Annotated in this window: 17 protein-coding genes and 1 other RNA gene; 9 read left to right on the top strand and 9 right to left on the bottom strand. The window is 58.3% G+C overall.

The genetic code is table 11. The features are described from left to right. Window positions 1-9 precede the first annotated feature (9 nt). From ccoS to N7D90_RS08280, 5 genes are all read left to right on the top strand, one after another. A complete protein-coding gene (ccoS, locus tag N7D90_RS08300) occupies window positions 10-240 on the top strand; it encodes a cbb3-type cytochrome oxidase assembly protein CcoS (protein WP_261741706.1) in 231 nt (76 codons plus the stop codon). Beyond that, entirely contained in the window at window positions 233-916 is a 684-nt protein-coding gene (locus N7D90_RS08295; RefSeq protein ID WP_261741705.1) for a sulfite exporter TauE/SafE family protein, read from the top strand. The genes ccoS and N7D90_RS08295 overlap by 8 nt, the downstream gene beginning before the upstream one ends. Before the next feature lie 190 nt (window positions 917-1,106). Then, the gene (hemN, locus tag N7D90_RS08290; RefSeq protein ID WP_261741704.1) at window positions 1,107-2,489 is read left to right on the top strand and encodes an oxygen-independent coproporphyrinogen III oxidase; all 1,383 of its coding nucleotides are present in this window, start codon (window positions 1,107-1,109) and stop codon (window positions 2,487-2,489) included. Window positions 2,490-2,608: 119 nt separating this feature from the next. Further along, entirely contained in the window at window positions 2,609-3,343 is a 735-nt protein-coding gene (gene fnr, locus N7D90_RS08285) for a fumarate/nitrate reduction transcriptional regulator Fnr (protein ID WP_261741703.1), read from the top strand. A 53-nt stretch (window positions 3,344-3,396) separates the two neighbouring features. Continuing rightward, window positions 3,397-3,942 carry an adenine phosphoribosyltransferase gene (locus tag N7D90_RS08280; RefSeq protein ID WP_261741702.1) on the top strand — a complete coding sequence of 182 codons (546 nt, stop codon included), beginning with the start codon at window positions 3,397-3,399 and terminating at the stop codon, window positions 3,940-3,942. Window positions 3,943-4,036: 94 nt separating this feature from the next. Here N7D90_RS08280 and recR read toward each other — a convergent pair whose 3' ends face one another. From recR to N7D90_RS08240, 8 genes are all read right to left on the bottom strand, one after another. Next, a complete protein-coding gene (gene recR, locus N7D90_RS08275; RefSeq protein ID WP_261741701.1) occupies window positions 4,037-4,639 on the bottom strand; it encodes a recombination mediator RecR in 603 nt (200 codons plus the stop codon). 118 nt (window positions 4,640-4,757) lie between these two features. After that, a complete protein-coding gene (locus tag N7D90_RS08270; RefSeq protein WP_019826710.1) occupies window positions 4,758-5,096 on the bottom strand; it encodes a YbaB/EbfC family nucleoid-associated protein in 339 nt (112 codons plus the stop codon). A gap of 80 nt (window positions 5,097-5,176) precedes the next feature. Next, the gene (gene dnaX, locus N7D90_RS08265) at window positions 5,177-7,228 is read right to left on the bottom strand and encodes a DNA polymerase III subunit gamma/tau (protein WP_261741700.1); all 2,052 of its coding nucleotides are present in this window, start codon (window positions 7,226-7,228) and stop codon (window positions 5,177-5,179) included. Between the two features lie 224 nt (window positions 7,229-7,452). Further along, window positions 7,453-7,549: signal recognition particle sRNA small type (gene ffs, locus N7D90_RS08260), an RNA gene on the bottom strand. Between the two features lie 257 nt (window positions 7,550-7,806). Further along, a complete protein-coding gene (gene ligA, locus N7D90_RS08255) occupies window positions 7,807-10,164 on the bottom strand; it encodes an NAD-dependent DNA ligase LigA (protein ID WP_261741699.1) in 2,358 nt (785 codons plus the stop codon). 94 nt (window positions 10,165-10,258) lie between these two features. After that, window positions 10,259-11,137, bottom strand: a complete 879-nt coding sequence (zipA, locus tag N7D90_RS08250; RefSeq protein WP_261741698.1) for a cell division protein ZipA — start codon at window positions 11,135-11,137, stop codon at window positions 10,259-10,261. A 258-nt stretch (window positions 11,138-11,395) separates the two neighbouring features. Then, a complete protein-coding gene (smc, locus tag N7D90_RS08245) occupies window positions 11,396-14,884 on the bottom strand; it encodes a chromosome segregation protein SMC (RefSeq protein WP_261741697.1) in 3,489 nt (1,162 codons plus the stop codon). 2 nt (window positions 14,885-14,886) lie between these two features. Next, on the bottom strand, window positions 14,887-15,546 hold the full coding sequence (locus tag N7D90_RS08240; RefSeq protein ID WP_261741696.1) for a GntR family transcriptional regulator: 660 nt from the start codon (window positions 15,544-15,546) through the stop codon (window positions 14,887-14,889). 224 nt (window positions 15,547-15,770) lie between these two features. Between N7D90_RS08240 and xdhA the strand changes: the two genes are divergently transcribed. The 4 genes from xdhA to guaD are packed head-to-tail and all read left to right on the top strand — an operon-like array spanning window position 15,771 to window position 21,828. After that, window positions 15,771-17,228, top strand: coding sequence for a xanthine dehydrogenase small subunit (xdhA, locus tag N7D90_RS08235; RefSeq protein ID WP_261741695.1), 1,458 nt, complete (start codon window positions 15,771-15,773; stop codon window positions 17,226-17,228). Then, complete coding sequence (gene xdhB, locus N7D90_RS08230; RefSeq protein WP_261741694.1) at window positions 17,221-19,671, top strand: xanthine dehydrogenase molybdopterin binding subunit; 2,451 nt, start codon at window positions 17,221-17,223, stop codon at window positions 19,669-19,671. The genes xdhA and xdhB overlap by 8 nt, the downstream gene beginning before the upstream one ends. Then, window positions 19,664-20,521 (top strand): xanthine dehydrogenase accessory protein XdhC, encoded by an 858-nt coding sequence (gene xdhC / locus N7D90_RS08225; protein WP_261741693.1) that lies wholly within the window; start codon window positions 19,664-19,666, stop codon window positions 20,519-20,521. The genes xdhB and xdhC overlap by 8 nt, the downstream gene beginning before the upstream one ends. A gap of 8 nt (window positions 20,522-20,529) precedes the next feature. Next, the gene (gene guaD, locus N7D90_RS08220) at window positions 20,530-21,828 is read left to right on the top strand and encodes a guanine deaminase (protein WP_261741692.1); all 1,299 of its coding nucleotides are present in this window, start codon (window positions 20,530-20,532) and stop codon (window positions 21,826-21,828) included. Window positions 21,829-22,025: 197 nt separating this feature from the next. Here the strand turns inward: guaD and N7D90_RS08215 are convergent, their stop codons facing one another. Then, a complete protein-coding gene (locus N7D90_RS08215; protein ID WP_261741691.1) occupies window positions 22,026-22,793 on the bottom strand; it encodes a GntR family transcriptional regulator in 768 nt (255 codons plus the stop codon). Window positions 22,794-22,920: the final 127 nt, after the last annotated feature.

Genomic DNA, 22,920 nt, shown 5'->3' with positions numbered 1-22,920 from the left:
GGAGCCCATATGCCAGCGCTATACGTCATGATTCCTGCGGCCCTGCTGATTGTCGCCATCTGCATTTTCATTTTCTTTTGGGCGGTCGACAGTGGCCAGTACGACGACCTGGACAGCCCTGCCCACAGCATCCTGTTCGACGATCAAGACCCACAGCACACCGCTGCCGTCGAAGAAGCCAAGAGCCAACACCCGGAGTCGATTACCGACACCGACACCAAAAACCCTCCCCATGCTTGAGCTAGCGCCACTGCTGGTTTCCGCCGTGATTTTAGGCCTGCTCGGAGGCGGGCATTGCCTGGGCATGTGTGGTGGCCTGATGGGCGCGCTGACTCTGGCCATCCCAAAAGAGCAACGCAGCCGACGCTTCAGGCTGCTGCTGGCTTACAACCTCGGCAGAATACTCAGCTATGCCACGGCGGGATTACTGCTGGGGCTGGCAGGCTGGGCCGTGGCCAACAGCCCCGGCGCCATGTACATGCGCATTCTGGCCGGGTTATTGCTAATTTGCATGGGCCTGTACCTGGCGGGCTGGTGGAGCGGTCTGACCCGTATTGAAAGCCTGGGCCGCGGGCTGTGGCGGCATATCCAGCCCGTAGCCAACCGCCTGCTGCCGGTGTCGAGCCTGCCCCGCGCCTTGCTGCTGGGCGCGCTCTGGGGCTGGCTGCCATGCGGGTTGGTGTACAGCACGCTGATCTGGTCCGCCAGCCAGGGCAGCGCCATCGACAGCGCATTGCTGATGCTGGCGTTTGGTCTTGGCACCTGGCCCGTATTGCTGGCTACCGGCCTCGCTGCCGAACGTGTCACTGCACTGCTGCGCAAACGTAGCGTGCGCATGGCCGGAGGACTGCTGGTGATCCTGTTCGGCATCTGGACCCTGCCCGGCCCGCATCAGCATTGGCTGATGGGGCATTAGACTTAATACTTAGTAGCAGCTGCCGAAGGAACGAGGCTGCTGCTACGAGGATTTGCGGACCCCGCTTGAGCGGGAACAGTGTATCTACCAAAAATGCTGCCAATCATAGCCGTTGATGCAAATCAAGATGCCACAACGCCCCACCCCCTAGACTCCTGCGCATTGCCAGCCATCCCAGGGGAATGCCCGCATGCTCGACGCCATTCGTTGGGACCCAGACTTGATCCGCCGCTACGACTTGGCCGGACCACGCTACACCTCGTATCCCACAGCGATGCAGTTCAACAGTCAGGTCAGCCCGTTCGACCTGTTGCACGCCCTGCGCGAAAGCCGCAAGGCGCAGCGTCCGTTGTCGCTATACGTCCACGTGCCGTTCTGCGCAAATATTTGCTACTACTGCGCCTGCAACAAAGTCATCACCAAAGACCGTGGCCGAGCACAGCCTTATTTGCAAAAGCTCGAGCAGGAAATCCAGATGATTGCCTGCCACCTCGATCCGAAGCAAAAGGTCGAGCAATTGCACTTCGGGGGCGGCACACCGACTTTTCTCAGTCACGATGAACTGCGCCAATTGATGGCCAAGCTGCGCCAGCACTTCAACCTGTTGGACGACGACTCAGGCGATTACGGGATCGAAATCGACCCGCGGGAAGCCGACTGGTCGACTATGGGCCTATTACGTGAACTGGGTTTCAACCGTGTCAGCATAGGCCTGCAGGACCTCGACCCAGACGTACAGCGGGCGGTCAATCGGATGCAAAGCCTGGAGGAAACTCGGGCGGTGATCGACGCGGCACGCACCCTGCAATTTCGCTCGATCAATATCGACCTGATCTACGGCTTGCCCAAGCAAACCCCGGAGGCCTTTGCGCGCACCATTGACGAAGTGATCAGCTTGCAGCCGGACCGGTTGTCAGTGTTCAACTACGCCCACTTGCCTGAACGCTTTATGCCTCAACGCCGGATCAACACCAACGAACTCCCCTCGCCTGCCGCCAAATTGCAGATGCTGGAGCGCACCATCGAACAACTGACCGGCGCGGGCTATCGCTATATCGGCATGGACCACTTCGCACTGCCGGACGACGAACTGGCGATCGCCCAGGAAGAATCCACCCTGCAACGCAATTTTCAGGGCTACACCACCCACGGCCATTGCGACCTGATCGGTCTTGGCGTCTCGGCCATCAGCCAGATTGGCGACCTGTACTGCCAGAACGACAGCGACCTGGCGAGCTACCAGCGCACCCTGGCCAGCGGCCAGCTCGCCACCGGCCGCGGCCTGTTGTGCAATCAGGACGATCGTATCCGCCGCGAGGTTATCCAGCAGATCATTTGCAATTTACATGTGCCGTTTGCATGCATAGAGCAGGCGTTCAATATCGACTTCTGCGGGTATTTTGCCCCGCAGTGGCCAATGCTCAAGACCATGGCCGCCGACGGCCTGATTGCCCTGGACGACCAGCAGTTGACCGTACTGCCTGCCGGACGGTTACTGGTGCGCTCTGTGTGCATGGTGTTCGATGCCTATCTGGAGCAACAAACCCGCCAGCGTTATTCGCGGGTAATTTAAGGCCTCAGACACGGCCTCTAGAGCATGAGATGCGTGCACTGGCGTGGTGCGGCTGGCCTAGCCCTCCGCGCTGGGTTACCCTTGCATCTTATGTGTGTTTTCTCACAAGGATTTAAGAAATGTCCGAGCCAGTAAAAGTGCGCGCTCACAATCAGGCGCAGTGCAAGGATTGCAGTCTGGCGCCTCTCTGTTTGCCACTTTCGTTGAACCTGGAAGACATGGATGCGCTGGAAGAAATCGTCAAGCGCGGTCGCCCACTGAAAAAAGGCGAGTTCCTGTTCCGTCAGGGCGACACCTTTGGCTCGGTTTACGCCGTACGCTCTGGCGCGCTGAAAACGTTCAGCCTAAGCGACAACGGTGAAGAGCAAATTACCGGTTTCCATCTGCCGAGCGAACTGGTCGGCCTCTCCGGGATGGACACAGAGACTTACCCGGTGTCAGCCCAAGCGCTGGAAACTACACCTGTGTGCGAAATTCCTTTCGAGCGTCTCGACGAACTCTCTGTGCAACTGCCACAGCTTCGCCGCCAGCTGATGCGCGTGATGAGCCGTGAAATTCGTGACGACCAACAAATGATGCTGCTGCTGTCGAAAAAAACGGCTGACGAGCGTATTGCAACTTTTCTGGTCAACCTGTCTGCACGCTTTCGCGCTCGCGGTTTTTCGGCCAATCAATACCGCCTGAGCATGTCGCGCAACGAGATCGGCAATTATCTGGGCCTGGCCGTTGAGACGGTGTCCAGGGTCTTTACCCGCCTGCAGGAAAACCAGTTGATCACAGCTGAAGGCAAGGAAGTGCATATCCTTGACCCCATCAAGTTGTGCGCCCTGGCCGGTGGTTCGCTGGAAGTCTAAGACGGCTTACCGGGTTATACTGGCGCGCTTAACGCACGCCAGGACAGCCCGATATGGTCTCCGACAATTTTTGCCTCAAATCCCTGATCCGCCCGGTCATTGACTTCCCCAAGCCGGGAGTCATCTTTCGCGATATCACCCCCCTGTATCAATCGCCCCGCGCCATGCGCGTGATCGCCGACAGCTTTATCGAGCGCTATGTCGAGGCCGACTTCAGCCACATCGGTGCCATGGATGCCCGGGGCTTTTTGATTGGCTCGGTACTGGCACATCAGCTAAACAAACCACTGATCCTGTTTCGCAAACAAGGCAAATTGCCCGCTGACGTTTTGGCCGAAGGCTATCAGACGGAATATGGCGAAGCGTTTCTGGAAGTTCACGCCGACAGCCTGTGTGAAGGTGATTCATTGCTGATCGTCGATGACTTGATCGCCACCGGCGGCACGCTGATCGCCGCGGCCAACCTGGTACGACGCATGGGCGCCCAGGTATTTGAAGCGGCTGCGATCATTGACCTGCCCGAGCTGGGTGGCTCAAAGCGCTTGCAAGACTTGGGGGTGCCTACCTTCTGCCTGACCGAGTTTTCGCTGACAGAGTAATCATCTCATTGTGTAGCCGCTGCCGCAGGCTGCGATGGACTGCGCAGCAGGCCCGCCACTTTGAAAGACCTGCGGCAGCGACTACAGACTGGGCTTACAAAATAATCGGCCGACGCCCAGAGAACGAATGAGCCAGAGTGCCACCATCGACCAGCTCCAGCTCACCCCCCAGCGGCACACCATGAGCGATCCGTGAAGCGATCAGGCCTTTATTGCTGAGCAGTTGAGCAATGTAATGCGCAGTGGCCTCACCCTCAACCGTAGGGTTGGTCGCCAAGATCACCTCTGTAAAAGTGCCCTGTTCGGCAATACGCGTCATCAATTGCGGAATGCCAATCGCCTCAGGCCCCAGACCATCAAGCGGCGACAAGTGCCCCTTGAGCACGAAATAACGCCCGCGATAGCCCGTCTGCTCGACGGCATACACATCCATCGGCCCCTCGACCACACAGAGCAAGGTGTCATCACGGCGCACGTCGGCACACTGCGGGCACAAGTCGTCTTCCGTCAGGGTTCTGCACAGACGGCAATGTCCCACGCCCTCCATCGCCTGAGTCAAGGCCAAAGCCAAGCGCGAACCGCCACTGCGATCACGTTCAAGCAGTTGCAGAGCCATGCGCTGCGCGGTCTTTTGACCCACACCCGGCAAGGTACGCAAGGCATCGATCAGTTGGCGAATCAGGGGGCTGAAGCTCATAGGGAAAGGTCCGACAAAACAACGAGACGCGGTTTATACCCGCGGTGTGGGGTGGCGTCAAATGCCCGTAAAACAGGCAAAAAAATGCCAGGCTCAAGGCCTGGCATTTTTGAGCGCCTTAGAACGGCAGCTTCATGCCCGGCGGCAGTTGCATGCCGGCAGTCACGCCCGACATTTTGTCCTGGCTGTTGGCTTCGATCTTGCGAACGGCGTCGTTGACAGCAGCGGCAAACAGATCTTCCAGCACTTCGCGGTCATCTTCACTGACGCCTTCAAGCAGAGCCGGATCAATGCTCACACGCTTGATGTCGTGACGGCCAGTCATGACCACGGTGACCATATCGCCACCCGCCTTGCCGGTGACTTCTGCATTGGCCAGTTCTTCCTGCATCTTGGCCATTTTTTCCTGCATCTGCTGCGCCTGCTTCATCAGGCCGGCCATGCCACCTTTCATCATGGGAATCACCTCAAACGTTATTTGGACAATGCTCCCGGGATCAAAACGGCCCCGGACTGTAAGTTTCTATCCTGGCGCTGCTAAGCCTGGGCTTCAACAACGTCTACAGGTTGAATCGAATCTTCGCGGACTGCCGCGCCGAACTGCTCGATCATGTGCTGGATCAGCGGATCAGCATGGATCGACTCCTCGGCCAGCCGCTGGCGCTCTGCACGAAAGCGCGAAGCAGCCTGGGCCGGGGTTTCCTGTTCCGGCTTGACCAGCTCAATGGTTACTTTGAGTGTGCGCTGAGTGTACTGGTTCAGTGCATCGTTGAGTCGGCGCTGCTGGGTCAGGTTAAACAGTGCGCTGTGCGCCGGGTCCAGGTGCAACAGCCAGTCATCACCGTCAACCGCAATCAAGGTGCAGTTGGCACCAATACTGGCGGTCATGCCCGATACCGGTAATTTGGGGAACATGTTCAGCCATTCAAGGGCTAACCCGGTCGCCGGCATTGCAGCAGGCAACGGCTCGGGTTCCGGAGCAGGCTCGGCCGCATGCTCACTGGCCAGCTCGTCGAGGTAGCTGTAGGCCGCCGAGTCCATGTCCGGTTCGATGTAGTCTTCATCCAGCGGCGGCTCGTCATCGCGATCCATGCCCGACAAAGCGGCATCCACCTGTTCAACGGTAGGCTCGGGGATTGGCGCCGCTGCCCACTGCGGTGCATCCGGCACAACGCTGTCTGGCGTCGGCAAAGGCATCGGCGGCAGCTCGGGCGGCTCGCCAACGGTATCCAGCACCGGCTCAGGTACAGCCTCGTCCTCGATTACCGGGACAGACGGCGCATTCCAGGGCAAGTCCTTTTCTGGCACTGCAGGCGCCTTGGGGGCCTCTACAGGCGCAGGGACAGCCTCGACTACCGGTTCTTCAACAACCGGAACCGGTACGGCAACAGGTGCAACTACTACTGGCGCTACAGAAGCAGCGTCAGCCACGGTTGGGGCGGAATCAACTGTGGCCTGGCTGATCCCCACTGGCTTTAGCGGCTGACTCGGTGCGTTAACGGTATCTGCCGGGCGGAAAGCCAGCATTCGCAGCATGACCATTTCAAAGCCACCACGCGGGTCTGGCGCTAGCGGCAAGTCGCGCCGGCCAATCAGGCCCATCTGGTAATAAAACTGTACGTCTTCGGCGGGCAACGCCTTGGCCAGGGCCAACACGCGGTCGCGGTCACCGTGACCGTTGTCGACACCATCCGGCAACGCCTGGGCAATGGCAACCCGGTGAAACACATTGAGGATCTCGGACAGCACGCCGCTCCAGTCCGGACCTTGCTCGGCCAGATGGCGCACCGCTTCAAGCAGCGCACGGGCATCGCCTTCGATCAAGGCGTGCAACAGGTCAAACACCTGGCCATGGTCGAGGGTGCCGAGCATCGCCCGCACGTCGCCAGCCAGCACCTTGCCTTCGCCGAAAGCGATCGCCTGATCGGTGAGGCTCATGGCATCACGCATCGAACCATCGGCCGCACGGCCCAACAGCCACAGTGCGTCGTCTTCAAACGGCACGTTCTCGACACTGAGCACATGGCTCAAATGCTCGACCACACGCTCAGGTGTCATGTTTTTCAGCGAAAACTGCAGGCAGCGCGACAGGATCGTGGCCGGCAATTTCTGCGGATCAGTGGTTGCCAGGATGAATTTGACGTAGGGCGGCGGCTCTTCGAGGGTCTTGAGCAGCGCATTGAACGAATGGCTGGAGAGCATGTGCACTTCGTCGATCAGGTAGACCTTGAAGCGCCCACGGCTCGGGGCGTACTGCACGTTGTCGAGCAGTTCACGGGTGTCCTCGACCTTGGTACGGCTGGCGGCGTCGATCTCGATCAGGTCGACAAAACGCCCTTCATCGATTTCGCGACACACCGAACACTCGCCGCACGGGGTCGAGGTGATACCTGTTTCACAGTTCAGGCATTTGGCGATGATCCGCGCGATGGTGGTCTTGCCGACGCCACGAGTACCGGTAAACAGGTAGGCGTGGTGCAGGCGCTGACTGTCCAGGGCATTGATCAGAGCCTTGAGCACATGGGTCTGGCCGACCATTTCGCGGAACGAGCGCGGACGCCATTTACGTGCAAGAACCTGATAACTCATTGATAACCGTCGCGTCTGAAAAGCGGAAGGGGCTAATGCTAGCGGAGCAAGGCCAAAATTGCATCCGATGCGCACTTTAAACTGCTCGGCACCGCTGCAATCCAGGTTTTATCCAGGCACGGCGATACGCCGACAGTTCAGTTGAACGTCGAAAAACGATTTGAACACTGGATTTTGATTTTGACTAAACCCGACAGAACTGCGGGTTTTAAAAATGGAGGCAACCCCACCAGCCACACCCCGGCACACAATGTTCCCGCTGTGGCTGCTTCCTTCCGGATCTGACCAGGTTAACGGGTAATCGTTGCGGAGGGACCGATAGGGTCACCATAACAACATCCGCCTAGCAGCGAACGGCGCCATTGTACCTGTCTGAGAAAAACTTACAACCGCTGTTGCAAGAATAAAAAAATGAATGGGCTCAAGCACTTGGATTGAGAAGAACAATAACGCCCGCTAGCCGCTACTGCGGGCTGCAGAGATACTTCAGCCGTGGGAGCGAGCCTGCTCGCGAAGATTATTCGCGAGTAGGCTCGCTCCCACCAGGGGCTGACCTGGAACAGAGTATCTACAGGGAACTAGATCAAAATGCCCTGCTCTTTCAAAAACACCACAAAGGCTTCTTCATCCAGCACCTTGAGCCCCAGCTCATTGGCCTTGACCAACTTGGAACCCGCTCCCGGCCCCGCCACCACGCAATGGGTCTTGCCGGAAACCGAGCCCGAGACCTTGGCTCCCAGGCTCTCCAGCTTGTCCTTGGCGACATCGCGGCTCATCAACTCCAGCGACCCGGTCAGCACCCAGGTCTGACCAGCCAGTGGCAAGCCTTCGACAGCCTTTTTCTCGCTCTGCCAGTGCATGCCGAAGTCGCGTAGCTGGGCTTCGATTTCCAGCGCTATACGGGCATTTTCAGAACTGTCGAAAAATTCGCGCACCGCCTTGGCCTGCTTCTCGGGCAAGGCCTGGCGCATATCGAGCCAGTCTGCATCGATCACGCCTGCAAGCGAGCCAAATTTCTCGGCCAGCTTCTGCGCCCCGCCCGGCCCTACCGACGGGATGTGCAACTTGTCGATCAGCCCGCCCAATGTGGTGCTGGCCGCAAACTCGGCACCCAGCTCGCCCTGATCCTGCAACTCCAGGCCACGCTCCAGCAGTTGTGCAATCACCTGCTGGTTGTGCGCATCACTAAAGAAGCTGTGAATCTCGTGCGCCACTTCCAGCCCGACGTCAGGCAAGTAGGTGAGCACTTGCGGCAAGGCACGCTGCACGCGCTCCAGCGAGGCCAGGGAACGCGCCAGCACCTTGGCAGTCTCTTCGCCTACATCAGGAATCCCCAATGCATAGATAAAACGGGCCAAGGTCGGACGCTTGCTGTCGGCAATAGCCTGCAGCAGGTTCTTGCTCGACAGTTCGGCAAAGCCTTCGAGGTCGACGATCTGCTCAAACGCCAGGGTATAAAGATCGGCTGGTGAACTCACCAGGCCCTCGTCCACCAGCTGTTCGACGCTTTTCTCGCCCAGGCCTTCAATGTCCATCGCTCGGCGCGACACAAAATGAATAATCGCCTGTTTAAGCTGGGCTCCGCAGGCCAAACGCCCGACACAGCGATACACCGCGCCTTCGGTGATGGTTTCGCGGCCCTTGCTGCGCTTGATCAGTTGCGTGCGCTCGACATGGGAGCCGCACACCGGACAGTTTTGCGGGATCTGCACCGGGCGCGCATCTGCAGGACGGCGCTCCAGCACTACTTGCACCACTTGCGGAATTACATCGCCAGCACGACGAATAATCACCGTATCGCCAATCATCAGGCCCAGACGCGCCACTTCGTCCATGTTGTGCAAGGTCGCGTTGGACACGGTCACACCGGCTACCTTGACCGGCTTAAGGCGCGCCACAGGGGTTACTGCACCGGTACGTCCGACCTGAAACTCGACATCCAGCAGCTCGGTCAGCTCTTCCATCGCCGGAAACTTGTGAGCGATGGCCCAGCGCGGCTCGCGAGCCCGAAAGCCCAACTCGCGCTGCGAAGCCAGGTTATTAACCTTGAACACTACGCCGTCGATTTCATACGGCAGCGAGGCTCGGCGCTCGCCAATATCACGGTAGTAGTCCAGGCATTCGGCAATCCCCTTGGCCAGTTTCAGCTCGTGACTGATCGGCATGCCCCATTGCTGCAGCTGCTTGAGATTGCCGATATGGGTATCCGAGAATTCCTCGGATACCTGCCCCAGGCCGTAGCAGCAAAACTCCAGCGGGCGGCTGGCGGTAATCTTCGAATCCAACTGGCGTAAGCTGCCCGCAGCCGCGTTTCGCGGATTTGCAAAGGTCTTGCCACCGGCGGCAAGCTGAGTCTCATTGAGACGCTCAAAACCGGCCTTGGACATAAACACCTCGCCGCGCACTTCCAGCACGGCGGGCCAGCCGCTGCCATGCAGCTTGAGCGGGATATTGCGCACGGTACGCACGTTGACGCTGATGTCTTCGCCCGTGGTGCCATCACCTCGGGTAGCGCCACGCACCAAATTACCGTCCTGATACAGCAAACTCACCGCCAGCCCATCGAGCTTGGGCTCGCAGCTGTATTCAACTTCGGCGCCGCCACCGAACAGATCACCTGCGGGCAAATCCAGACCCTCACTGACACGGCGATCAAACTCGCGCATATCGGTTTCGTCGAAAGCATTACCCAGGCTCAGCATGGGTACTTCGTGACGCACCTGGGTGAAGGCTGACAACGCCGCGCTACCAACGCGCTGGGTCGGTGAATCAGCAGTAACCAGCTCTGGATGTTCGGCTTCGAGCGCTTTCAACTCGTGAAACAGGCGGTCGTACTCGGCGTCCGGAATACTCGGCTCGTCGAGTACGTGGTAGCGATAGTTATGCTGATCCAGTTCAGCGCGCAGCTCTAGAATGCGGGTATTGGCGGCGGTCATGGGGTGTTCTCTCACAAAGCAAAAGAGCAGCCGTGGCTGCTCAATGTGTTAAATCGTTTTGCACTGCGCGGGAGCAAGCCTGCTCCCGGCATTTTTAACGTTTTTGGGTCAGGGCACGACGCTCGAACTCAACGATGCGCTGACGGTAGTGTTCGATGGTCTGGGCCGTCAAAACACTGCGCTGATCATCCTTGAGCTCGCCATTGAGTTCCTGGGACAGCTTGCGTGCAGCGGCAACCATCACATCGAAAGCCTGCTTGGGATAACGCGGGCCCGGCAAACCAAGGAAGAAGCTGACGGCAGGGGTGCTGAACAGGTCAATATCGTCCAGATCAAACACACCCGGCTTGACCGCGTTGGCCATGGAAAACAGGACTTCGCCATTGCCGGCCATGCTTTCGTGGCGATGGAAAATATCCATCTCGCCAAAACGCAAACCGCTTTCCAGGATGTTCTGCAACAGTGCCGGGCCTTTGAACCCGGCCGGGTCACGACAAATTACGCTGATCACCAGGACTTCTTCAGCGGCCGGTTGTGGTTGCTGCTCTTTCACCTCAACCGCAGCCACGCTCGCAGCTGAACGCCCACGCGGCTTGGCTTGCGCTACAAAATCATCATCACGGGCGCTGATGCTCGGGCCGTCATCCAGATCAAGATTGAGATTCAGGTCGCCCTGACTTGGCTCACCACCACGCTTGCCGCGCTTGGAGCCCTTGTCACGTGCCGGCATGCTCACGGATGGCAGGTCCTGCTCATCAAGCTGGGGCTCTTTATGGGTTGGCGTATCCAGTACCCGTGAAGGGCCCAGCAACTCAGGGCTGCTTTCGTCGTCAGGGGCGTTGGAAAAGCTGCGATCAAGACGAAACTTGAGCTTGCCTTTACCACCGCGCATGCGGCGCCAGCCATCAAAAAGAATACCGGCGATGACCACTATGCCGATGACGATCAGCCACTCGCGCAGACCGATTTCCATGTAATCCCGTGCCCCTAAAAAATGATTCTATGAAGAAGAGCCTAAAGCCCTTTAAAACGTGGCGCCAACTCTATGTTCTGAATGGCGTTTTACCCACGTACAAAAAAATTAGACGTTAAATTAACACGACCAAAGATAACTTTACACCGTCTGTCGCATTGAGTTATGCCCATGTAGCCTTCGACCTACGTGTGATATCGGTCAAATCCTAGATATTTTTCTTACAAGAAGAAAAAACTAGCCCTACATGCTTATAGCTCAAGCATCGACCATTGCCATTGCCTCCTCAACATCAACCGCCACCAGACGTGAACAACCGGGCTCATGCATCGTCACGCCCATCAACTGATCCGCCATCTCCATGGCGATTTTGTTGTGGGTGATGTAGATAAACTGCACAGTTTGCGACATCTCTTTAACCAAGCGCGCATAGCGGCCTACGTTGGCATCATCCAGCGGCGCATCGACTTCATCGAGCATGCAAAACGGCGCAGGATTGAGTTTGAAAATGGCAAAAACCAATGCCAGAGCCGTCAATGCTTTCTCGCCACCGGACAGCAAATGAATGGTGCTGTTCTTCTTGCCCGGCGGCCGCGCCATAATTGTTACTCCTGTATCGAGTAAATCTTCGCCCGTCAGTTCCAGGTAAGCGCTGCCTCCACCGAAAACTTTTGGGAAAAGTGCCTGTAATCCACCATTTATCTGATCAAAGGTGTCTTTAAAGCGGCTGCGGGTCTCTTTGTCGATCTTGCGAATAACGTTTTCCAGGGTATCGAGCGCTTCGACCAGATCAGCATCCTGAGCATCCAGATAACGCTTGCGCTCAGATTGCTGCTGATACTCATCGATAGCCGCGAGGTTGATCGCGCCCAGACGTTGAATCCGCGCCGCAATACGCTCCAGTTCCTCTTCGGCCTGCTGCTCATTGACCTCGGTGCTCAAGGTGGCAAGCACCCCGTGCAAGTCATAGCCGTCTGCCAGCAATTGATCCTGTAATGCCGTACGACGCACGGTCAGCGCTTGCCACTCCATGCGCTGCTGTTCCAGTTGACCGCGAATCAGCTGCGATTGTTGCTCAGCCTGATTACGCCGCTTTTCAGCCTCACGCAATTCGCGATCTGCATCTTCAAGTGCGGTCTGGGCAATCTTGAGCTCCTCGTCCACGCTCAGGCGCTTGTCGAGCAGCTCTTCGAGCTTCAGGCGCAGCTCTTCAAGAGGGGCTTCACCCTCCTCCAGATTGAGATTCAATTGCTCGCGTTTTTCAGCCAGCCGCTCGGCCTGCATTTCAAGACGCTCAAGCGCCTGACGAGTCGAGTCGTGCTGCGCTTTAAGCGAGCCCAGACGAACCGCCAACTGGTGTGCGTGATCCTTGTGCTGGCGAGCATCCTGGCGGACCCGGTCCAGTTGCTCACGCAAATTGTCGCGCCGAGCCAATAGCAACTCACGCTGCTCGGTGTCGGTGGCCATGGTGTCCAGCGCATCTTGCAAGAGCAGGCGTGCTTCGCCCACTTGCTCATGCTCAAGCGCACGCTGTTCGCCCAACTCGGCCAGCTCTTCATCCAGGCGCCGACGGCGCAGGGTCAATTGCTCGACCTTGGCCTTGCTGGCAGATAGTTTGGCCTTGATCTCGCCCTGCTGACGGGCTTCGTCTTGCAAGCGACGTCGAACCTGCTCACGCGAGTCTTCTTGGGTAAGCTGTTGCTCGCGCAGACGTTGCAGTTGTTCTTCCAGCGTCGCAAGGGTGGCCTCACGCTCTTCGCGCTCAAGCCCAAGGCGCTGGATTTCCTGACCACGGGCCAGAACGCCACTTTCAGCTTCACTGGCGCGGCGAACACGCAAGAAGTTGCGCCCGACCCAATAGCCATCACGGCTGATCAGGCTTTGGCCATCCACCAGTTGCCCGCGCAAGGCCAGCGCCTGCTCCAGAGTCTCTACCGGTTTGACCTGACCCAGCCAGGGCGCCAGGTCAAAGTCGGCCTCGACCTTGTCGAGCAGGCTGCCCGCCAAACGGGATCCCTGGGCTGCGCCACTGAACAGGCGCAAATCGCCCTGGGCAAAACCGGCCAGGTCCAGCTGTGAAAAATCGTCGACCAATACCGCCTGTAAATCGGCGCCCAGCACGGTCTCGACGGCCAACTCCCAGCCTGCTTCAACGCGCAGGCCTTCGGCCAGCCGCGGCTGCTCGGCAAGTTGCTGTTCGCGCAACCATTCGCCTGCACCGGTGCCAGGATCGAGCGCAGCCTGTTGCAAGGCCTCAAGCGAGGCCAGACGACCGTTAAGTCGCTGCAGTTCGCCCTGGGCCTGCTGCTGGTTCTGCGTCGCCTGTTGCAAGTCATGACGCACCTGCTCCAGGCGCTCGACCAGTAGTTCTTCGCTGGCCTGCAGTTCTTCCTGGGTCAACTCGCTGGTGGCCAACTGCTCACTCAGCTCGAGAATGGCCGCGTCTTCAGGGTCCGCCGCCAACAAGGCGCGTTCTTCAGCCAAACGCCGCTGACGCTCGGCCACGCGTTCCATGCTGGTTTCCAGCTGTTGGATACGGGCCTGCAAGACTTCGGACTGGCGCTGCGGCTCGGCCGAGCGCTGGTTGAAACTGTCCCACTGCTCTTGCCAGCCGTGCATGGTGTGCTCGGAAGTCTCAAGCGCGGCGCCCGCCTCTTCGGCGGAGGCGCTGGCCAGCTCCTGCTCTGGCTCAAGCATTTGCAGCTCTTCGCCCAAGGTCGCAAGCATGGTGCGGTCATGGCCCAGGTGCGACTCGGTTTCGAGACGCGAGCGCTCGGCCTCGCGCAGGTCATCCTGCAACTGCCGCAAACGCTGCTGGCCGTGCTGAATGCTCTGCTCGACGCGGGCAATATCACCGCCTACGGAGTAGAAACGACCTTGCTCCAAATTGAAGCGTTCTGACAGATCATGGTGCCCGTCACGCAAGCGTTCGATGCTGGCATCGGCGTTTCGCTGCTCGGCCACCAGGGCTTCGAAGCTGACTTCCTGGTTGCCAATGACCGCTTCGCGCTGGCCCACCTGTTCGTTCAGCGCCTGCCAGCGCAAGGCCGACAGCTGGGCCTTGAGCTGACGCTCCTCAGCCTTGTATTCCTGATACTTTTCAGCGGCCTGAGCCTGGCGGTGCAAGCGTTCAAGCTGGCGCCCCAACTCGTCTCGCAAGTCCGTCAGGCGGGCGAGGTTTTCGTGAGTCCGGCGAATTCGGTTTTCGGTCTCGCGGCGCCGCTCCTTGTACTTGGAGATGCCCGCCGCTTCCTCGATAAAGTTACGCAGGTCTTCAGGCTTGGATTCAATCAGCTTGGAGATCATGCCCTGCTCGATAATCGAGTAGCTGCGTGGTCCAAGGCCAGTGCCGAGGAAGATATCGGTAATGTCACGCCGACGGCACTTGGTGCCGTTGAGGTAATAGGTGGTCTGGCTGTCACGGGTGACTTTACGGCGGATGGAGATCTCGGCGTAGGCCGCGTACTCACCCAGCAGCGTGCCGTCAGAGTTGTCGAAAACCAGCTCGATGCTGGCCTGGCTCACTGGCTTGCGCGTGGTGGAGCCATTAAAGATGACGTCTGTCATCGATTCGCCGCGCAGGTTTTTCGCCGAACTTTCGCCCATTACCCAGCGCACGGCGTCGATGATATTGGACTTTCCGCAGCCGTTAGGGCCTACAACCGCCGCCATATTGCTCGGAAAGTTAACCGTGGTCGGATCGACGAAAGACTTGAAGCCAGCCAGCTTGATGCACGTCAGGCGCACGCTCAGGCAACCGTCAAGGCAGATAGCACCAGAGCACAACTGCGCTGGGCATAACTGCTCAGCACTACACGAATTTGCGCCAGGTCTCGCGCCAGCACGGCTTCGAGCAACTGCGCAAACAGGGCCAGAAATTCGCTCATCTCAGTCTTGCGCTGATCCAGCGCCAGGTAATAGGCACGGCTCATGGACGGATGCAGGTTCTCGACGGTTTCCTGCAAATACGGATTGTCGGCAAACGGGTACGCCGCACGCATCACATTGAAGCTGTCTTCAACGAAGGTGCTGATGTCCTGTCGCTCGAAGCTTGCGATCAGGCGCTGCTGGATTTGCAGGAACGGCCCCAGATCGGCCGGCACAGCCCAACGCTGCGCAACCGCATTGCCAAGCAGGATGTACATCTCGCTCATCAGCGTGCACAGGCTCTGCACCTTGTGCGGCGTGAGCTCGGTCACATGGGCGCCACGGCGCGGCAGGATGGCGATCAGATGTCGGCGCTCAAGGATCAACAACGCTTCGCGCACAGAGCCGCGACTGACATTTAGCGCCAGCGTCACTTTCTGTTCTTGAATGCGTTCCCCAGGCTTTAGCTCGCCGCGAATGATGCGTTCGGCGAGGTGGTGAGCGATTTGCTCGGCGAGGCTGTCCGGCGCCTTGAACGTCATGTTTTACCTTCAAAATCTTTGATCAGTACAAGCGGCGCAGTGTAACGCACTTGATGTGCGCTCGCGCAGAGCCCAGAGAGCTGAATATGGCACGAAATAAGCAAATAAATCCCTCGAAGATCAATCACAGGGATGGCTGATCTCTATTTCTTGACCCCAAGGTCAGCTTTAGCTAAATTCAGTACATCCCGCGTTACAACAATAATGATTATGCGAGGCCTTCCGTGATCCAGTTTCTACTCAATCAGACGCTACGCAGCGAGCACACGCTGGACCCGAATTTGACTGTGCTCAATTATTTGCGCGAACACCTGCACAAACCCGGCACCAAAGAAGGTTGCGCCAGTGGCGACTGTGGCGCCTGCACGGTGGTGGTCGGTGAACTGCACACGGACGATCAAGGCGTTGAACGCCTGCGCTATCGCAGCATCAACTCGTGCCTGACCTTTGTTTCTGCGCTGCACGGCAAACAGCTGATCAGTATCGAAGACTTGAAGCACCAGGGCCAATTGCACAGCGTGCAGCGCGCAATGGTCGATTGCCACGGCTCACAGTGCGGCTTCTGCACCCCGGGTTTTGTGATGTCGCTGTTTGCCTTGCAAAAAAACAGCACAGGGTCGCATAACGGCCATCAGGCCCATGAAGCGCTGGCGGGCAACCTGTGTCGTTGCACCGGTTACCGACCGATTCTGGCCGCCGCCGAACAAGCTTGCGGCGCCCCCCGGCAAGATCAGTTTGATGCGCTCCAGGGTGAGACCATCGCCCTGCTCAAAGCTATCGCTCCAACGCAGACCGGTGAACTCAACAGCGGCGACAAGCGTTGCTTGCTGCCCTTGACCATCAGCGATCTGGCCGAAATATATGAGTCCCATCCCCAGGCCCGCCTGCTGGCTGGCGGCACCGACCTGGCGCTGGAAGTCACCCAATTTCACCGCCCATTGCCGGTCATGATCTACGTCGGCAACGTGGCCGAAATGAAGCGTATAGAACACTTCGATGATCGACTTGAAATAGGCGCAGCGGTTTCACTGACAGACGCCTACGGCACACTCAAGGCTGAGTACCCGGACTTCGGCGAATTGCTGCAACGCTTCGCCTCGCTGCAAATCCGCAATCAGGGAACCCTGGGCGGCAATATTGGCAATGCATCGCCAATCGGTGACTCGCCGCCGCTGCTGATTGCCCTCGGTGCACAGCTGGTCCTGCGTAAGGGCGAAACCCGCCGTACGTTGGCGATTGAGGACTACTTCATCGATTACCGGGTGACGGCTCGCCAGGAAGGCGAATTTATCGAAAAGATCCTCATCCCCCGAGCGGACGCCAAGCATTTATTTCGCGCCTATAAAATCTCCAAGCGCCTGGATGACGACATCAGCGCCGTGTGTGCGGCGTTCAATCTGCGCATTGACAACGCCGTAGTGACCGAGGCACGCGTGGCATTCGGCGGCATGGCAGCTACCTCCAAACGCGCCAAGGCGTGCGAAACCGCCCTGCTCGGCTCCGACTGGAACAGCGCCAGCATTGAGCGTGCCTGTGCGGCATTGGCGGCAGACTTCACACCGCTCTCGGATTTTCGTGCCAGCAAGGAATACCGCCTGCTGAGTGCGCAAAACCTGCTGCGCAAATATTTCATTGAACTGCAAACGCCACACCTTGAGACGCGGGTAACTGCTTATGTCTAACCATCACAAGATTGAGCCGACCCAGGCCGAGCTGACCGCCCTCTTCCAGCAAGACCTGAAGACCGGAGTGGGTCGCAGCGTCAAGCATGACAGTGCCGAAAAGCACGTCTCGGGCGAAGCGCAGTACATCGATGACCGACTGGAATTCCCCAACCAGCTGCATCTTTATGCACGCCTGTCCGACCGCGCCCATGCCAAAATCATCCGGGTCGACACCGCGCCCTGCTACGCCTTTGAGGGCGTGCGTCTGGTCATCACCCACAAAGACATTCCTGGCCTCAAGGATATCGGCCCATTGCTGCCCGGCGACCCGCTGCTGGCCATCGACAAGGTCGAGTTTGTCGGCCAACCGGTGCTGGCCGTTGCCGCCCGTGACCTGGACACCGCGCGCAAGGCGGCGATGGCCGCTATTATCGAATACGAAGATCTGGAGCCGGTGCTGGACGTGGTTCAGGCACTGCGCCAAAAACACTTTGTGCTCGACACCCATACCCATCAACGCGGCGACTCGACCGGCGCGCTGGCCGGCGCCGAGCATCGCCTGCAAGGTAGCCTGCATATCGGCGGCCAAGAGCACTTCTATCTGGAAACCCAGATTTCATCGGTAATGCCCACCGAAGATGGCGGGATGATCGTTTACTGCTCCACGCAGAACCCCACCGAAGTGCAGAAACTGGTGGCTGAAGTGCTCGATGTGTCGATGAACAAAATCGTCGTCGATATGCGTCGCATGGGGGGTGGCTTTGGCGGCAAGGAGACCCAGGCCGCAAGCCCCGCGTGCATGTGTGCAGTGGTGGCGCGCCTGACCGGGCAACCGACCAAGATGCGCCTGCCACGGGTCGAAGACATGTTGATGACCGGCAAGCGCCACCCGTTTTACATCGAGTACGACGTCGGCTTCGATGCCAGTGGCCGACTGCAGGGCATCCAGTTGGACCTGGCGGGCAACTGCGGCTGCTCGCCGGACTTGTCCAACTCCATCGTCGACCGAGCCATGTTCCATGCCGACAACGCCTATTACCTGGGCGATGCAACGATCAATGGCTATCGCTGCAAAACCAACACCGCGTCGAATACCGCCTATCGCGGTTTCGGCGGCCCGCAAGGCATGGTCGCCATCGAAGAAGTCATGGACCATATCGCCCGCCACTTGGGCCTCGACCCGCTGGCTGTGCGCAAGGCCAACTACTACGGCAAAACCGAACGCAACGTGACCCACTATTACCAGACCGTGGAGCACAACCTACTGGAAGAAATGACTGCCGACCTGGAACTCAGCAGCCAGTACGCCGAGCGCCGCGAAGCGATCAAGGTATTCAACTCCACGAGCCCGATCCTGAAGAAAGGCCTGGCGCTGACCCCGGTCAAATTCGGTATTTCCTTTACCGCCAGCTTCCTCAATCAGGCCGGAGCACTGATTCACATCTACACCGATGGCAGCATCCACCTTAACCACGGCGGCACCGAGATGGGCCAGGGCTTGAACATCAAGGTCGCGCAAGTGGTGGCCGAAGTGTTTCAGGTTGAAATCAGCCGGGTACAGATCACTGCCACCAACACCGACAAGGTGCCCAACACCTCACCTACCGCGGCCTCCAGCGGAGCGGATCTGAATGGCAAGGCTGCACAAAACGCGGCTGAAACCATCAAGCAACGACTTGTGGAGTTCGCTGCCGACAAGTATCAGGTCGAACCACAGAGCGTGGTTTTCCATAACGGCCAAGTGCGGGTGGGCGAACAGATCATCAGTTTTGAAAGCCTGATCCAGCAGGCGTATTTCGGCCAGGTTTCACTGTCGAGTACCGGTTACTACAAAACCCCGAAAATCTTTTATGACCGCACTCAGGCACGCGGACGGCCGTTCTACTACTTTGCCTTTGGCGCTGCTTGCGCCGAGGTCATCGTCGACACCTTGACCGGTGAATACAAGATGCTGCGCACAGACATCCTCCATGACGTCGGCGCCTCATTGAACCCGGCCATTGATATCGGACAGGTCGAGGGCGGTTATATCCAAGGTGCCGGGTGGCTGACCATGGAAGAACTGGTGTGGAATGCCAAAGGCAAGCTGATGACCAACGGCCCGGCCAGCTACAAAATTCCGGCGGTGGCTGACATGCCACTGGATCTGCGCGTGACCTTGGTGGAAAACCGCAAAAACCCCGAAGACACCGTGTTCCACTCCAAGGCAGTCGGCGAGCCACCGTTTATGCTCGGCATTGCCGCCTGGTGCGCGATCAAGGACGCTGTGGCGAGTTTGGCCGACTACCGCGTGCAACCTGCCATCGACGCACCGGCCACTCCGGAACGAGTGCTGTGGGGCTGTGAGCAAATGCGCAAACTCTCTGTAGCCGTTGCCACAGACTGCGATGAATTGCGCAGCAACCCGTTATTTGAAGGCCTGGCCGCGGTTACAAAAAACCTGGGGCACAGCCATGAATAACTGGATCAGCGCCCTGGCCGAGTTGCAGCAACAAGGACAACCTTGCGTGCTGGTCACCATCATCGAAGAGCAAGGTTCAACTCCACGCAATGCTGGCTCAAAGATGGTGATCTGCGCCGACCAAATATTCGACACTATCGGCGGCGGTCACCTGGAATACAAAGCGATGGAGATTGCCCGACAGATGCTCAGCAGCGGCAAACACGACACTCATCTGCAACGCTTCAGCCTCGGCGCCAGCCTGGGCCAGTGCTGCGGCGGCGTGGCCGTGTTGCTGTTTGAACCCATGGGCCAGGTGCAGGCGCAAATCGCCGTATTTGGCGCCGGGCATGTGGCCCGGGCCCTGGTGCCGCTGCTCGCCAGCCTGCCGTGTCGCGTGCGCTGGATCGACTCACGGGAACAGGAGTTTCCCGCGCTCATGCCCCAAGGCGTGCAAAAAATCGTCACCGATGAACCCGTCGACGAGGTAGATGCACTGCCCGTGGGTTGCTACTGCATCGTCATGACGCATAATCACGCCCTGGACCTTGAACTCAGCGCTGCCCTGCTCAAACGCAACGACTTCACTTACTTCGGCTTGATTGGCTCAAAAACCAAACGCGTGAAGTTCGAACATCGTCTGCGTGAGCGGGGTATCAGTGCGTCACATTTACAGCGCATGCGCTGCCCGATGGGCTTGAGCGAAGTCAAAGGCAAACTGCCTGTCGAAATCGCGATTTCCATCGCAGGCGAAATTATCGCCACTTACAACACCCACTTCGGCCAGCACATCGCCGGTGCCGAAAGCGCCTCATCTGACACCATTAAACAATTGCTGCCGTCTTCACGACGCAGCCATGCCACACATTGAGAATTGCCATGACCTGTAAAGCCTATCGCGCCGCCATTTTGCACAGCATCGCCGACCCCGCCGAAGTCGGGATCGAGGCTTCCTATGAGTATTTCGAAGACGGCTTGCTGGTCGTCGACAACGGCCAGATCAAAGCCGTGGGGCCTGCCAGCGAACTGCTCGCAACACTGGCCACCGACATTGAAGTCACCGAGTACCAGAATGCGCTGATCACCCCCGGGTTTATCGATACGCACATCCACTTTCCGCAAACCGGGATGATTGGTGCCTACGGCGAGCAACTGCTCGACTGGCTCAACACCTACACCTTCCCGTGTGAAAACCAGTTCGCCGACAAGGCCCATGCGGACGAAGTCGCCGATATTTTCCTGAAAGAACTGCTACGCAATGGCACCACCACTGCCCTGGTGTTTGGCAGCGTGCACCCGCAATCGGTTGATGCCTTGTTCGAAGCCGCACAGCGCCTGGACCTGCGCCTGATCGCCGGCAAGGTAATGATGGACCGCAACGCACCCGATTATCTGACAGACACCGCCGAAACCGGCTACAGCGAGAGCAAGGCGCTGATTGAACGCTGGCACGGCAAAGGTCGCTTGCATTACGCCGTCACCCCGCGCTTCGCACCGACCAGCACCCCGGAACAATTGACTCTGGCGGGCAAGTTGCTGGGCGAATACCCGGATGTGTATCTGCATACCCATATCAGCGAGAACCTTCAGGAAATCGAGTGGGTCAAGTCGCTGTTCCCAGAGCGCAAAGGCTATCTGGATGTGTACGACCACTACCAGTTACTGGGCGAACGCTCAGTGTTTGCCCACGGTGTGCATCTGTGTGACGAGGAATGTGCGCGACTGGCTGAGACAGGCTCGGCAGTAGCATTCTGCCCGACTTCCAACCTGTTCCTGGGTAGCGGCCTGTTTAACCTGCCGATGGCCGAGAAACACAAACTCAATGTCGGCCTGGGAACGGACGTTGGCGCGGGGACCAGCTTCTCGCTGCTTAACACCCTGAACGAAGCCTACAAGGTCATGCAGTTGCAAGGCGCACGCCTTGATCCGTTCAAGTCGTTGTATCTGGCCACATTGGGCGGCGCGCGGGCACTGCGTCTGGAAGACAAAATCGGCAATCTGCAGCCGGGCAGCGACGCAGACTTCCTGGTGCTTGATTACAACGCCACACCGCTGATGAGCTATCGCCTCAAACAGTCAAAAAACATCGCCGAAACGTTGTTTGTCTTGATGACTCTGGGCGATGACCGAACCGTTCAGCAGACCTATGCGGCGGGCAATCTGGTGCACCAGCGCTGAGAAAATCTCGTAGCAGCTGCCGAAGGAACGAGGCTGCGTTCGACGATGCAATCGTCGTAAACCCGGTAAGCGTGTTGTATCTGAAACACCCAGGCTGAATGGTTTTACGACTGCTGCGCAGCCGGACGCAGCCTCGCGCTGCTCCTCAGCTGCTACAGGGATTTGGCTCGCCTTGCAGCCACATGACCACGCAAATGTTAAAGCTTGGCTGAAGGCCGAGTGCTTTTGCCTTTGGTTTGCAGCAAGTGCGAAAACACTGCGTGCAAATCATCTGAGGCGCTTTCTTCGTCGAGGTTGAGCTTGCTGTCGATGTGATCCATGTGATGCATCATCAAGTGCACCGCCTGGGTCGCATCACGCGCTTCAATGGCATCGATCAACTGCATGTGTTCGTCATAGGAGCAATGCGAACGGTTGCCGCTCTCGTACTGGGCAATGATCAACGAAGTTTGCGACACCAGACTGCGCTGAAAACTGATCAACGGCGCATTTTTTGCCGCCTCAGCCAGCTTCAGGTGGAACTCGCCTGATAGCCGGATCCCGGCACCACGATCACCGCGCGAAAAGCTGTCGCGCTCGTCCTGCACCATCTTGCGCAACTGCAGCAAGTCTTCAGCCGTGGCATGCACCACCGCCAACTCGGTAATGGCTTTTTCAACCAATCGCCGGGCCAGGAATACCTGGCGCGCTTCTTCTACGCTCGGACTCGCAACCACGGCACCACGATTGGGGCGCAACAGCACAACCCCTTCGTGGGCCAGGCGCGACAATGCACGACGAATGATGGTGCGACTCACACCGAAAATTTCGCCCAGAGCCTCTTCACTCAACTTTGTGCCCGGCGCCAGACGCTGTTCGAGGATCGCCTCAAAAATATGCGCGTAGACGATATCGTCCTGGGTCCCACTGCGGCCGGCCTTGCCTGCGCGGGTTTGTTTCTTGAGAGGCTGCAACTGTTCGTTCATGGGCACTCGTGTGGGAAGCGGCGGCGAATAAGGCGTTACGTAAATACGTAAACGGGCGTCGCTGACTGGTAATTAAAGCAAAAAAACAGGTCGCATTGTACACAAGCCAGAGTGCCAGTACGACTGT

This window comes from Pseudomonas fragi (genome assembly GCF_025426255.1).
Taxonomy (GTDB): domain Bacteria; phylum Pseudomonadota; class Gammaproteobacteria; order Pseudomonadales; family Pseudomonadaceae; genus Aquipseudomonas; species Aquipseudomonas kulmbachensis.
The sequence above is the reverse complement of the archived record's forward strand: the minus strand, read 5'-3'. Positions and strand labels throughout refer to the sequence as shown.